Below are 12,420 nucleotides of genomic sequence, written 5' to 3'. Positions count from 1 at the left end.
TAAAAACGCTTGCAGTTTTTCATCGATTGCGGTATTATTAATTAGCACTCACAGGTAAAGAGTGCTAATATCTAGGAGGCGTATTTTTTATGGCCATAAAACAATTTAAAGCCGAATCCAAGCGACTGCTTGATTTAATGATCAATTCCATTTACACGCATAAAGAAATTTTTCTGCGTGAATTGATCAGTAACGCCAGCGACGCCATCGATAAACTGTATTTTCGTAGTCTTACCGATGACAGTGTAGCTCTTAAAAAAGAGGACTTTCTTATTCGGATTACGCCGAACAAAGAAAACCGTACACTGACCATCTCGGACAACGGCATTGGCATGACCAAGGAAGATTTGGAACAAAATCTTGGAACGATTGCCAAAAGCGGAAGTTTGGATTTTAAACAAAACAACGACGCCAACAACAACGTCGATATCATTGGTCAATTTGGTGTAGGATTTTACTCCGCATTCATGGTCGCAAGCAAAGTAACGGTGATCAGCCGCGCGTTTGGGACACAAGAGGCATGGAAATGGGAATCCAAGGGAGCTGAGGGATACACCCTTACTTCCTGTGAAAAAGCCACTGCAGGTACAGACGTCATCCTCGTAATCAAGGAGAATGAAGGCGAAGAAAGTTACGATGAATATTTAGACGACTGGCGGCTGGCTGAAATCGTTAAAAAATATTCTGACTATATTCGTTATCCAATCAAGATGCTGCGTCAAAAGAGCCGTATGGTTGAAGGGTCTGATAAGGACGCAGAGGGCAAATATAAAACGCCGGAATACGAACAATACACCGAAGACGAGACCTTAAACAGCATGGTCCCCATCTGGAAGCGGGATAAAAAAGAAGTAAAAGAGGAAGAATACGCAGCTTTCTATAAACAGAAATTTAACGATTGGTCTGATCCTGCAAAGGTGATTCAATCTAAAACCGAAGGTACCGCAACCTACAATGCGCTTCTGTTTATTCCTTCCCGTGCTCCTTTCAATTATTACACCAAAGAATATGAAAAAGGGCTTCAACTTTATGCGAGCGGCGTTTTGATCATGGATAAATGCGGCGATTTATTGCCGGATCATTTCAGTTTCGTAAAAGGACTTGTAGACAGCCAGGATTTGAGCTTGAACATCAGTCGTGAAATGCTTCAACATGACAGCCAGCTAAAGCTGATTAAAACGACTCTCGAGCGCAAAATCAAAAATGAACTTTCTGCATGGTTGAAAAACGATCGTGATAAATACGAGGAATTCTTTAAAAATTTTGGTCTGCAACTTAAGCTTGGTTGCTATGCAGGCTATGGTGCCAATAAAGAGCAACTGCAGGATCTTTTGCTGTTCCACAGCGCTAAAAATGAAAAATATACAACGCTGCGTGAATATGTAGACTCTATGCCGGAAGAACAGAAATATATCTATTATGCGGCCGGCGAAAGCTGCGAAAAACTGGCAAAGCTTCCCGCAACCGAACGGATCCTCTCCAAGGGCTTCGACATTCTCTATTTGACTGACGATGTAGATGAATTTGCTCTTCAGATGATTCGGGAGTACGATAAAAAAGAATTCAGAAATATTTCTGGCGACGATTTGGGCTTGGAAAGCGAGAGCGAGCAAGAAGAAATCAAGGCTAAAAATGAAGAGAACAAAGATCTTTTCACTGCCATGAAAGATGCTCTGGGAGACAAGGTTTGTGAGGTACGTCTGTCTCAGCGCCTTGTAAGCCATCCTGTATGCCTTTCCAGCAGCGGCCCTCTTTCCATTGAAATGGAAAAGGTCCTGAACAATATGCCCACCCAAGAAAAGGTCAAAAGTCAAAAAGTTTTGGAGATCAATGGTGAGCATCCTGTATTTGCAACACTTCAAAAACTGATGAGTGATGGCAATAAAGAGAAGCTCGCCATGTACAGCGAACTTTTATACGATCAGGCTTTGCTAATCGAAGGATTAACGCTGGAGGATCCTGTGGCTTATGCCAATACGGTTTGCAGTCTTATGACAGATAAGACTCTTTGATTCTAATTCTCATCACATCGATCATTTATTGCAAAACACGGTATAGCTTCGGCTATACCGTGTTCTATTTTTTGAACTCTCCAGAACTCTATATAGTAAAAAGGCGCAAATGGTTTAACCATTTGCGCCTTTTTATTCAGATACAGCTTTACTCAACGTGCATTAATAGTAGTAGTAAGAATTTGCAAAACTATAACCCAAAATCATTATCATCAAAGCCCACAAAAGAATTGCTACTGCCCATTCAATCAACTTTGCGATTAGAATTCCCCGGGCCAAATTCCGACGATTTGGGCGTGAAGAGCGTTCAAAGCCCCAAATCAACATTATAATCCAGCCAACCAGTGGAATATGCCCTAAGACAAGCATTCCCACGATTGTGCCGACACTTAACATCTCCGGGCCTTCACAAAATGCATAGTTCGAGTAACCCGCTCCATTGCCATAGTTCTGCGGAAAATATCCGCCCGGCATATACTGAGACGGGCCGTTCGGATTTGGGTTATGCGCATACTGTGCGCCATTTTCAGGCGGCACTTGTTGAACGGATGGCTGTGAATACTGCGGCGCTGTTTCCACCGGTGATGTTTCTGCATTCGGACTCACCGGCGCAGTTGCTGCATCGGACTGACTTGTTTCCGCAGGCTCCACTTGATCCACGGGCAAATCCCTACCACAACGCGGACACTTTGAATTTCCGTCTTTTAATGGGAATCCACAATAAATGCAATAATTCACAGTTGACCCCTCCTCAAAAATACATATATACCTGACAAGGTATCATACCATTGTACAATTTGCGGCGCCGCTTTGCTTTTTTGCCAAAATGCGTTTCAAAATCCGCATCCGCGGTAATAATATAAGCGCCCCGAACCGGATTCTCTTCCAAGCGCTGGCCAAGAATTCGTTCCAGCTCCGCCGCCTGTTGTAAATCTCCCAAACGTTCCCCGTAAGGCGGGTTTGTAAAAATCATACTGCCTTTTGCCGGAGCAAAATTTTTCACATCTGCTTCAAAAAAGCGGCAATGCTTTTCTACACCCGCCAGCTTTGCATTTGCAGATGCCAACTGTACCGCCAACGGATCGATATCAAATCCAATTCCTTCAAATGTGCAATCCTTCCGAATCTCACTGAGCGCCTTTTCTCTCTGATGCGCCCAAGCTTTTTTCGAAATGAATGCATATTGTTCTGCCGCAAAACGTCTGCGCAACCCAGGCGCCAAATTCATCGCCTTCATTGCTGCTTCAATCATCAGTGTACCGGACCCACAAAACGGATCCTGTGCCATGGTATCTGGATAAATCCTTCCTAAATCTACGATTGCACTGGCAAGCGTTTCTTTGATAGGAGCCAGTGTACTATTGCGGCGATAACCGCGCTTATGCAAACCATCTCCAGAAGTATCCAACAAAATTTCCGCCTTATTCTTGCGAATGGAAAAACGGATTTTGTAAAGAGCACCTGTTTCCGGCAGTGTCTGCACACGATGTCCCTTTCGCAACCGTTCCACTATCGCTTTTTTGACAATGCTTTGACATGCGGGGACACTGGAAAGTTTACTAGAAAGACTACTTCCTTTCACCGGAAATTCCGCATCGGCAGGAAGCAACTCCTCCCACGGAATGCTTGCAGTTAAATCAAACAAATCATCAAAACTCAAAACATCTCCGGTTTTCAAGAGAATGAGCACTCTCTCTGCGCAGCGACTCCACAAATTTGCCGCACAGAGGATTTCTTCATCGCCTTCAAAAAGGATTCGACCATCTGTTACCGTTACATTCTGCGCTCCTATGCGCTTAAAATCATACGCTGCGGCACTCTCCGTTCCAAAATAACACGGAGCAATCATCTTATACTGCAAATCTGGTTCCTCATTTTCACATTTTTGTTTTAGTATATCACAAAACAATTACCATGACTAGTTCTCTTGGCTGCTCCATAAAAAAACGCAATAATTTTTTCATTTGTTTCGTATTGTATACAAGAAAAGTCCTTTATAAAGGAGATTTATTTATGAAGACGCGCCTGCTCCTGCCCGGAATACTTGGATTGGTTGTGCTATCCATTGGCATTGTGGTATGGATGACCAGTGGCACTCACCCATTTTCCACCTTGGAAGCAAATCAAATAGAATCTGTACATGTTCGAATGATTCCCCCTAGTATTCAATATGAATTGTCCAATGAAAAGGCCGAGGAATTCTGTAAGCTGCTAAACGATGTAGTAACCTATCGCACCTTTTCTCCGGAACCTATGACGGGTCAATTCGTAGAATTTACTGTTCAAATGCAAAATGGAGAAATTCATACGATTCAACCATTTGCAAACATTATCACCATTGACGACGTAACCTACCAAACAGCTTATGATCCCAGTGAAGCACTGAACCATTTTGCAAATCAGAACATTCCTGATTCCTTTACGCACTCATAAAAAAAGAGGGGGCAAGCCCCCTCTTTTTTATTTTTATCGCTCTGGAACCAGCAAGCCGTAAGTTCCATCCTTGCGCCGATACACAACCTGCACTTCGCCAGTGTCGCCATCGCGGAACAGATAAAAAGCATGCCCCAAAAGATTCATTTCCAGAATAGCCTCATCCACTGTACACGGCTTTACGGAAAAATGTTTCTCACGAATAACATGATAATCTTCTTCCTCCGGCTCTTCTTCCGCGTAAGCAAACTCCTCTACAGCAGGTTGATAGATTCTATTTTCCAATTTTTTGCGGTTCTTTACAATTCTACGTGTCAAAAGATCCGCTGCCGCATCAAATGCATCCTCCATACGATCGGCTGATTTCTCTGCCCGGCTTACGAACCCCTTGTCACGCACGGTCAACTCTACCGTCTGCCATCCTTTCTCCACTGTAACGGTCACCTGAGCTTGCGCCTCCGAAGAAAAGAACTTATCCAGTTTTGCAAGCTTTGTCTCCACGCGCTGTTGAAACGCTTCTTTCAAATTGACCTTGCGTCCTGTGCATGTGATTTTCATAAACCAAAGCCTCCTTTGCGGTTTGAAAAAGAACGCATTTGCTTTCTTTTTCTTGTTTTTATTATACCACTCTACCGGTGCACACGCAAGGATACGGCCGTCATTATTCACATTTTATTCTTAAATTACAAGATTATTTTGTACGTTATGCGTCAAAAAGTCAAAAAATGAAGCGTATCGTCTTTATACGATACGCTTCGTCCAAAAAAGCATCAATGGCCCCGACGAGAATATCCGCCGCCACGACGTGCTTCCGTTACACGCCGCAAATCGGAAATTTTCTCCTCACTGCGAGTTTTAAACTGACTCATCATGTCTTCAAAAGACAAATTGGTCTGAGGTGCAGGCGTACGAGGCTGCCACACGCGTCCTGTGTCTGCCCGCGTGGGACGTGGACGCGGCTCCGTCCGCTTAATGGAAAGTGCAATTTTCCCATCGGGCGAAACATTCATGATTTTAACCTTCACCGTTTGCCCCTCGCTCAACACGTCGGAAAGCTCTTGAATATACTCATTCGAAACCTCCGAAATGTGAACCATACCGGTCTCGCCACCGGGCAGCAAAACAAACGCGCCAAATTTTTTTACACCAGTGATTTTGCCCTCTACAATGCTTCCTACCTCTACTGCCATGGAATGATAGAACTCCTTTTTATAATAAAAATGCAAAGCCGCACGGCTTTTAATAAAACAAAAAACGGACCTTAGTCGCCTGACATATCAACGAAAACACGTTCATTGGGCAAAGCATATTCAAGCTTCGAGCGCGCCAAACGTTCCATATAAGACGCCTCGTCGTCCGTATCCAAAGTACGGCGCATTTCATCGTTCTCCGCCTGCTGCGCCGAAACCTGCTGATTTACATTGTCAAGCTGCTGCCGTTTCGCAAGGATCTCCATCTGTACAGAAATCAGCGATACACCTAAATAAACACAGACAAATACTAGTCCAAGCCGAATCGCCCAAACCGAGAATTTTTTCTTTTTTTTTCGTGTACGCCGCATTTTCAGATGTTCGCCTTTCTTCCGTTTCGAGTGAGAACAATGCTCTCCCACATTTATTTAGAATTATACAACACCCTGCCTGTATTTTGCAACCTTTTCTTGCGTTTGCGGGCTTTTTTTTCAAGTTCTTCCAGCCGCTTTTTTTCTCTGTATTCTTTCCACTGGGTATGAAAAAAAGATCCAAGTGGCAATAACAGTTTTTTTGCCAGCAAACGACCCGGAAGCACAAAAATTCCAAGGCAAATCTTTCGTATTTTCTCAAACATCGGAAACAATGCACTGCGACAAATGAAAAAAGAGCCCACACAGGCAAGCACATCGTACCAGCGCGGCAATCCTGAGTAAAAGCGACTGACCGCAGCACTGCGTATCAACAAAGCTCCCAATGTCAAAAGCAGAACATCACACACAATTAGCGCAGGCACACTACGGCCCAAGACAAATCGAAGAACCGAGTAGAACAGACAGAGTACAAAACCAAGTCCCGCCGCAAAAAAAGCATCCTGCAGTGCCATAGACGGTGGAATCGCCGCTACCATTAATTACTTCACCAGCCTTTTAAAAATGGAAGGTGCACGCTCCTTTTTTACCGTATATTGGACATATTCAATCGAACCGCTAATACGCACTTCTCCCGTCTGAACACTAAGTTCACTAACCTTTAATCCATCTCCACCAATGGTCAACATACCGTATTCCGTATCCAAACACGCTGTCATTTCATCATAAGAAAGGATTGCGCGTATTCCAGTGGCCGTAAGAAGATTTCGATTCTCCAAAATGACATTATGTGGTTTTTTCCCCATTGGTTGCATACTTTTTTCATTCATGATTTTTTCACCTGCCTTTGCTTTATTGGTATGCGCAGGTACTTTTTTCTATGACAAAAAGGTCTATGGAATTGTAATTCCATAGACCTTTCTTTATTCTGACAATACCGTATACATTTCCCGAGCCACATCTTTTCCAGTCGGTGCTTGTGTGGAAACGACCTTTACCTGCACGGGACGCTGGCCAAAGGCGATTTCAATAATATCGCCCTCTTTAACCGCATAACTTGCTTTTACAGGTCTTCCGTTCACCATGATCCGGCCCGCATCAGCCACCTCATTGGCAACTGTTCGCCGCTTAATCAAGCGGCTGACTTTTAAGTATTTATCGATTCTCATAACAGTCTCTCCAAGTGAATTGCCGTAAAAAAGTGCCCGCACCACGTCATGCGCAGAGCGGGCTTGGAAATTGCTTATTTACCGGAAACAGCGTCCTTCAGAGCTTTGCCTGCCTTGAAAGCAGGAACTACGGTCGCTTCAACTTTAACTTCCTCACCTGTGCGGGGATTGACAGCAGTACGAGCCGCACGCTGACGAGGCTCAAAGGTGCCAAAACCTACCAGAGCCACTTTGTCACCGGATTTCAGAGCGTTGGTAATGCCATCCAGAACAGCCGCAACTGCCTTCTCTGCATCTTTCTTTGTCAGTTCTGCATCGGCAGCAACTTTTGCAATCAGTTCAACTTTTGTCATGTTGAAAAACCTCCAAATCAAATCCTTGATGATTTCGTTTATATCCACAAAGCGGTAAACGCCTTGGATAAACCAATTTCTTCTCTCCTATTTTGGGCCAGCGCCCACCACTTCAAACAGACATGCAATCTTTTTTAATCGGTCGAAACTTTCTCTAAAAATCGTTTATTTGCCTGCTCCAGTGCTTCTTCTGCGTCGCAATTCATCTGCCTGCCAATATCTGCCGCATCAAACAAAAGACTGCCCAATTGATTTAACACATCTGCACGGTCCTCTTTTTGAACCGAGTCGCACAACTTGTCCACGCTTTGCGTAAGAGAAGCCATCGCTTCGTTTAAATCGCGCGATTTTCCATGCGCAGCAGCCCGCTTTGAAAGCTTTGCAGCACGCATCAGGGCCGGGAAGGACTGAGGAATACTCGCCAAATCTGCAGCCAGAGTCTCCCGGTGCTTTTCTTGGCGTTTAAGCGCCTCCCAATTTCGAAGTGCCTCATCAGGATCATTTGCCTGAACGTCTCCAAAAATATGCGGATGGCGATAAATTAATTTTTTGCAAATACCGGTGCAAACATCCTCAAACGAAAAGGTCCCCTGCTCAGCTTCCATCTGAGAATGCAAAGCGACCTGCAAAAGGACATCTCCTAATTCTTCGCATAAAAGATGCGAATCTTGAAGATCAATCGCATCAGCTACCTCATAGGTCTCTTCGATAAAATTTTTGCGAATCGATTCATGCGTCTGCACTTTGTCCCAAGCACAACCGTCTTTCGGATCTCGTAATAGCGCTACAATTGCGAGAAGATCCTCCATATCGTAACGCTCTTTGCGTTCAAATGCCGATTTCAAAGGTCATTCCGCCCTTTCTGGTCCATTCTACATGATAGCCCTTCGGAATGCAAGGGTTTTTCCGTTTTTTCACGAAAAATACGGCTTTCGCGCGCCTTTTTCTCCTCAAGTCTCATTTTTCGGACAGCCAATGGACTTCTTGATTTCGGGCACGATTTTTTTCTCTTTTGAAAAATCCAAGTCTGAACCTTCGGATTACAAGAGTTTGTTCCCACACCGAGCACAAAAAATGGCCCCCGGGTCGACCTCCGCGCCGCACTGCGGGCAGTAAGTGGCTGTTTCTTGCTGCGGCTCTGGTTGTTCCACGGAGAGTTCACTCAACGCAGTAATTTCCGCCTCTACATCAGCAATCGCTTGTACATATCTCTCCACCAGAGCGTCATTTTTCTCTCCATTTTTATGCAGAGAATACACAAGCGCACCCAGTTGTCTTTGGGCTTTGGCCAACTTGTTCTCTAATGCAATCTGATCTACCTGTTTCTTCCCCTTCTGGACCAAATCCCCTGTTACTTTTGCTGCTCCATCTGCCAATGTAGCAGCACCTTCCATTAATTTATCCAGCGAAATCATAGTAGCACCTCCCAAAGTATTTACTGTGCATCTCCAAGGAATTCCCGAAGCATAGAATCCTTTGGAACATAAGAAAGCGGAATGGTATGACACCTTTGAAACACATCGCACAAATTTTCCAATCTCTGAGCATAGGGGCTCTGAGGCGAAAGTGCATTTCGGTGTTCGCAAATCAGAGGAGCTAGGCAGCATGCTTCATAAGAAAAGCTGGTGTCCAAAAGCAAATCCGCCTCTGGTTTAAACACCTTAATATTTTTATCCTCCCCTTCACATACCGCCGGCCACATAGAAAGGGTTTTCTCTACGCTGTGTCCTCGGAACTGATAATCCCGCACGATGCGTCTTGCTAACCGGACATCTCTTGTGGGCAAGGAACGCTGACCGCCAGAAGAGTACTCTTCCCGAAGCCCCGCATAAATTTTGTAAACGCTCCCGCGTGGCAGCAAAGCCGTCAAACGCGGATTTAACGCATGAATTCCTTCTACAACTGCGATGCCTTGACCAATTTGTACCGGAATACGCCCCATACGCCGCTGCTCACGGCAAAAGTCGAAATCCGGAATCTGTGTACATCCTGTTCTAGTCAGTTCCAACAAGCATCGATTAATCTCCTGCACATCCAATGCATCTACGCTCTCATAATCAGGAGACCCATCTGGGAGCAAAGGATACTCTTCAATATCTTTAAAAAAGTTATCCAATGAAACAACTGCGGCATGCACTCCCTGTTCGCGAATCTGTTGTGCCAGTTTATGCGCCGTAGTCGTCTTTCCGGATGAAGAAGGGCCTGTGAGCATGACTACCTTTGCTCCGCTATTCAGCACACTTTGTGCTGCATCTCGGATGCGCGTTCGATAATCCTCTTCACAATAATCCACAAACGCCTGCGCAGACAACGCTGCAATATTCAGCAAATCCAATTCAACCAGACGTTTAGGAATCCAAATCAACGTATTGCCCATAAAAATCCTCAATTCCTTGCTTGCGCTGCTGTACTACATCATAACAACGCAGGTACTCTAACGGGTATTTATGATTAAAAATGCGTTTGATATGGCCATCGGGTGCGACCATTTTAGTAGAACCACCCGCTCCAGCAGACAAAATGGTATGTACCTCTTCCATAATATAGATATTATAAAGCCCGGAATATCCCGGTTTTGTATACCCGGTATTCTCCAAATTCTGAAGTGTTCCCTTCTGACGGTACATATAATAGGGTACATATCCTGCATCTGAAAGAGCTGAGCAACATGACAGCATCTTCGCCACATCGGCATATCGATCAGGCGCGTGATCCTCCACCAGGGTGGATGCACGTTTGAGCGTCAGCGTATGAACAGTAATATTTTCTGGACCAAGTGCCATTACGCCTGAGAGGCTCCGCGAGAAGCCCTCTACAGTATCCAAGGGTAACCCTGCAATTAAATCCATATTAATGTTATTATGCCCCAACTTACGCGCTATGTCAAAACAATCTAAAACGTCCTGTGCAGTATGACGCCGGCCAATTGCACGCAGCACCTCATCAGAAAGGGTCTGCGGATTGATGGATATGCGGGTTGCTCCGTACTCCTTCAACACGGCTAACTTCTCTGGTGTTGTACAATCGGGTCGACCAGCCTCCACAGTATATTCCTGAATACCCGCAACATCAAAACAACTGTTTACGGTTTTCATCAGACGCCGAAGCTGATCTGCCGAGATTGCTGTTGGAGTTCCGCCGCCAATATAAATCGTCTCCAGCTTAAGATTCAACTTTTGAGAAAGTGAACCAATAGCGTTCAGTTCTTCGCACAGGCGCTCCACATAAGGCTCAATCAATTTTGCACTCTCTCCCGTTGTACGAGAAACAAAACTGCAATAGCTGCAACGTGAGGGACAAAAAGGGATGGAGATATACAAACTAAAACTGCGCGGATGGACTTGTGCCAAGATTGGACGTTGTAACTTTTCAATCCGCATGGCAAGTTGCAACTTCTCTTTGCTGACGAAGCAATCCTTCGTCAAATGGTTCGCTACCTGTTCTTCATTCATGCCCTGCTGATACAGACTACGAACCAAACGAACTGGACGCACTCCTGTGAGCATACCCCAAGGAGGACGTTTGCCCGTCACACCGCACAACATTTGAAACAATGCTGTGCAAAGAATGGTTTCCTCTCGCTTTTTATCCACCTGTTCTGGCAATAAAATCTTTTGAAAAGTCACCTGAGATTCTACTCGTACTCCACATAATATATGCATTTTGTGCTTTCGAATTACAATAGCATCCGGTCTGTGAGTGGGATAAGATTTTACCAATTGAAGCGTTGGCCAAAAAAGACGTGCAACGTGCTCCGGTTCATACCCGGAAGCCAACCCAGCCAAATAGAGCTTCATAACTGGTCCTCCAATGCAGCACTCAGGTAATAATTTGCTTCTTTTTCCTTTCCCATAGTGGAAAACGGGCCATGCCCGGGAAGGACACGTGTATCGTCATCCAGCCCCAAAGCAGCTAATTTTCGAAGGCTCGCATTCATCTGCACCATACTTCCTGTTTCCAGATCCGTACGGCCAATCTCTCCACAAAACAACGTATCTCCGCTGAAAAGATTTCCACCACACAATAGACAAACCGATCCTGATGTATGGCCCGGTGTGGCGATCACCTGAAATTCCATATCATCTATACAAAACTTTTCGCCATCCGTATAACAAGTCACATCGTGTACCGGCGGGAACAAACGCTCGTCCATATGTGGAGATGCGTCCAATTGACTCATCATCAGGCTTGCACCTGTTTTTTCGCGCAGTTGGGCCACCGCTCCCATATGATCGTAATGACCATGTGTCAACAGCACCGCTACCAACTGTGCATTTTGCTGTTGTAACAATTCTAAATAGCGTTGAGCCGGTGCGTTAGGGTCAATCACCACGGCGTGGCCCTGTTCTCCAATCAACAAAAAAGTATTGGTACACAGCGGCATCGACGCCTGAATGTGAAATATCTTCATTGCATCCTCCTTTATGCCACCCAATCGTCTGTTTCGATTACAATGGTTACAGGGCCGTCATTGACCAATGAAATCTGCATATCCGCCCCAAATTCTCCAGTTACAACCCGTTTGAGTTCGGTCTTTCGCAGCTCCTCCACAAATCGATTGTAGCAATCCACCGAAAGCGGCGGCTTTGCCGCACGGATAAAGCTTGGACGTTTTCCCTTTTTCGCATCTCCGTAAAGAGTAAAATTGGAAACAACCATCGCCTCATAGCCGTTTTCTTCAGCCGAAATATTCAAATTTCCGTTTTCATCACTAAAAATTCGTAATCCCGCACATTTTCTGGCTAACTTTTCGCAAATAGCCAGAGAATCCGTATCCGACACACCCAATAAAATCACCAAACCCGGGCCGATGGACCGTTCCTCCACGCCATTGATTACAACACTGGCCGAAAGAACTCTTTGAATCACTGCTTTCATAAACTCTCCCTACT

General features: G+C 45.0%; 17 protein-coding genes. 2 read left to right on the top strand and 15 right to left on the bottom strand.

All coding sequences use genetic code 11. From position 1 onward, the window contains the following. The first annotated feature begins 89 nt into the window (after nt 1-89). Nucleotides 90-2,012 (top strand): molecular chaperone HtpG, encoded by a 1,923-nt coding sequence (gene htpG, locus AB5H98_RS02680; RefSeq protein WP_367924374.1) that lies wholly within the window; start codon nt 90-92, stop codon nt 2,010-2,012. Nucleotides 2,013-2,174: 162 nt separating this feature from the next. Here htpG and AB5H98_RS02675 read toward each other — a convergent pair whose 3' ends face one another. Both AB5H98_RS02675 and AB5H98_RS02670 read right to left on the bottom strand, forming a co-directional pair. Next, entirely contained in the window at nt 2,175-2,750 is a 576-nt protein-coding gene (locus tag AB5H98_RS02675) for a hypothetical protein (RefSeq protein WP_367924373.1), read from the bottom strand. 13 nt (nt 2,751-2,763) lie between these two features. Further along, entirely contained in the window at nt 2,764-3,873 is a 1,110-nt protein-coding gene (locus AB5H98_RS02670; RefSeq protein WP_367924372.1) for a class I SAM-dependent RNA methyltransferase, read from the bottom strand. Between the two features lie 152 nt (nt 3,874-4,025). On the opposite strand from AB5H98_RS02670, the gene AB5H98_RS02665 reads away from it, so the two are divergent. After that, entirely contained in the window at nt 4,026-4,445 is a 420-nt protein-coding gene (locus tag AB5H98_RS02665; protein ID WP_367924371.1) for a hypothetical protein, read from the top strand. 33 nt (nt 4,446-4,478) lie between these two features. On the opposite strand, the gene raiA is transcribed toward AB5H98_RS02665, so the two are convergent. From raiA to dtd, 13 genes are all read right to left on the bottom strand, one after another. After that, entirely contained in the window at nt 4,479-5,003 is a 525-nt protein-coding gene (gene raiA, locus AB5H98_RS02660; protein ID WP_367924370.1) for a ribosome-associated translation inhibitor RaiA, read from the bottom strand. A 212-nt stretch (nt 5,004-5,215) separates the two neighbouring features. Further along, the gene (locus AB5H98_RS02655) at nt 5,216-5,635 is read right to left on the bottom strand and encodes a S1 RNA-binding domain-containing protein (RefSeq protein ID WP_367924369.1); all 420 of its coding nucleotides are present in this window, start codon (nt 5,633-5,635) and stop codon (nt 5,216-5,218) included. A gap of 71 nt (nt 5,636-5,706) precedes the next feature. Beyond that, on the bottom strand, nt 5,707-6,006 hold the full coding sequence (locus AB5H98_RS02650; RefSeq protein ID WP_367924368.1) for a septum formation initiator family protein: 300 nt from the start codon (nt 6,004-6,006) through the stop codon (nt 5,707-5,709). 53 nt (nt 6,007-6,059) lie between these two features. Then, entirely contained in the window at nt 6,060-6,521 is a 462-nt protein-coding gene (locus AB5H98_RS02645) for a hypothetical protein (RefSeq protein ID WP_367924367.1), read from the bottom strand. Nucleotides 6,522-6,548: 27 nt separating this feature from the next. Continuing rightward, a complete protein-coding gene (locus AB5H98_RS02640) occupies nt 6,549-6,836 on the bottom strand; it encodes a YabP/YqfC family sporulation protein (RefSeq protein WP_367924366.1) in 288 nt (95 codons plus the stop codon). A 93-nt stretch (nt 6,837-6,929) separates the two neighbouring features. Continuing rightward, a complete protein-coding gene (locus tag AB5H98_RS02635; RefSeq protein WP_367924365.1) occupies nt 6,930-7,175 on the bottom strand; it encodes an RNA-binding S4 domain-containing protein in 246 nt (81 codons plus the stop codon). Nucleotides 7,176-7,249: 74 nt separating this feature from the next. Then, nucleotides 7,250-7,528 carry an HU family DNA-binding protein gene (locus tag AB5H98_RS02630; protein WP_367924364.1) on the bottom strand — a complete coding sequence of 93 codons (279 nt, stop codon included), beginning with the start codon at nt 7,526-7,528 and terminating at the stop codon, nt 7,250-7,252. A 134-nt stretch (nt 7,529-7,662) separates the two neighbouring features. Next, complete coding sequence (gene mazG, locus AB5H98_RS02625) at nt 7,663-8,373, bottom strand: nucleoside triphosphate pyrophosphohydrolase (protein WP_367924363.1); 711 nt, start codon at nt 8,371-8,373, stop codon at nt 7,663-7,665. 195 nt (nt 8,374-8,568) lie between these two features. Next, entirely contained in the window at nt 8,569-8,943 is a 375-nt protein-coding gene (locus AB5H98_RS02620) for a zinc ribbon domain-containing protein (RefSeq protein WP_367924362.1), read from the bottom strand. Nucleotides 8,944-8,963: 20 nt separating this feature from the next. Continuing rightward, nucleotides 8,964-9,905: a uridine kinase gene (locus tag AB5H98_RS02615; RefSeq protein ID WP_367924361.1), complete on the bottom strand. Its 942-nt coding sequence runs from the start codon at nt 9,903-9,905 to the stop codon at nt 8,964-8,966. After that, a complete protein-coding gene (hemZ, locus tag AB5H98_RS02610; protein WP_367924360.1) occupies nt 9,877-11,325 on the bottom strand; it encodes a coproporphyrinogen dehydrogenase HemZ in 1,449 nt (482 codons plus the stop codon). The genes AB5H98_RS02615 and hemZ overlap by 29 nt, the downstream gene beginning before the upstream one ends. Next, complete coding sequence (locus AB5H98_RS02605) at nt 11,322-11,939, bottom strand: MBL fold metallo-hydrolase (RefSeq protein WP_367924359.1); 618 nt, start codon at nt 11,937-11,939, stop codon at nt 11,322-11,324. Before AB5H98_RS02605 ends, hemZ begins: the two co-directional genes overlap by 4 nt. 11 nt (nt 11,940-11,950) lie before the next feature. Then, nucleotides 11,951-12,406 carry a D-aminoacyl-tRNA deacylase gene (gene dtd / locus AB5H98_RS02600; RefSeq protein ID WP_367924358.1) on the bottom strand — a complete coding sequence of 152 codons (456 nt, stop codon included), beginning with the start codon at nt 12,404-12,406 and terminating at the stop codon, nt 11,951-11,953. Nucleotides 12,407-12,420: the final 14 nt, after the last annotated feature.

The organism is uncultured Ruthenibacterium sp. (genome assembly GCF_963558415.1).
Classification (GTDB): Bacteria; Bacillota; Clostridia; order Oscillospirales; family Ruminococcaceae; genus Ruthenibacterium.
Note: the sequence above shows the minus strand (reverse complement) of the source record. Positions and strands in the feature narration are given on the sequence as shown.

Coding starts and splice junctions, on each gene's coding strand:
- AB5H98_RS02630 (WP_367924364.1), bottom strand. CDS start 7,528: ATGACAAAAGTTGAACTGATTGCAAAAGTTGCTGCCGATGCAGAACTG.
- raiA (WP_367924370.1), bottom strand. CDS start 5,003: ATGAAAATCACATGCACAGGACGCAAGGTCAATTTGAAAGAAGCGTTT.
- AB5H98_RS02645 (WP_367924367.1), bottom strand. CDS start 6,521: ATGGCACTGCAGGATGCTTTTTTTGCGGCGGGACTTGGTTTTGTACTC.
- AB5H98_RS02605 (WP_367924359.1), bottom strand. CDS start 11,939: ATGAAGATATTTCACATTCAGGCGTCGATGCCGCTGTGTACCAATACT.
- AB5H98_RS02635 (WP_367924365.1), bottom strand. CDS start 7,175: ATGAGAATCGATAAATACTTAAAAGTCAGCCGCTTGATTAAGCGGCGA.
- AB5H98_RS02620 (WP_367924362.1), bottom strand. CDS start 8,943: ATGATTTCGCTGGATAAATTAATGGAAGGTGCTGCTACATTGGCAGAT.
- hemZ (WP_367924360.1), bottom strand. CDS start 11,325: ATGAAGCTCTATTTGGCTGGGTTGGCTTCCGGGTATGAACCGGAGCAC.
- htpG (WP_367924374.1), top strand. CDS start 90: ATGGCCATAAAACAATTTAAAGCCGAATCCAAGCGACTGCTTGATTTA.
- AB5H98_RS02650 (WP_367924368.1), bottom strand. CDS start 6,006: ATGCGGCGTACACGAAAAAAAAAGAAAAAATTCTCGGTTTGGGCGATT.
- AB5H98_RS02665 (WP_367924371.1), top strand. CDS start 4,026: ATGAAGACGCGCCTGCTCCTGCCCGGAATACTTGGATTGGTTGTGCTA.
- dtd (WP_367924358.1), bottom strand. CDS start 12,406: ATGAAAGCAGTGATTCAAAGAGTTCTTTCGGCCAGTGTTGTAATCAAT.
- AB5H98_RS02640 (WP_367924366.1), bottom strand. CDS start 6,836: ATGAATGAAAAAAGTATGCAACCAATGGGGAAAAAACCACATAATGTC.
- AB5H98_RS02615 (WP_367924361.1), bottom strand. CDS start 9,905: ATGGGCAATACGTTGATTTGGATTCCTAAACGTCTGGTTGAATTGGAT.
- AB5H98_RS02655 (WP_367924369.1), bottom strand. CDS start 5,635: ATGGCAGTAGAGGTAGGAAGCATTGTAGAGGGCAAAATCACTGGTGTA.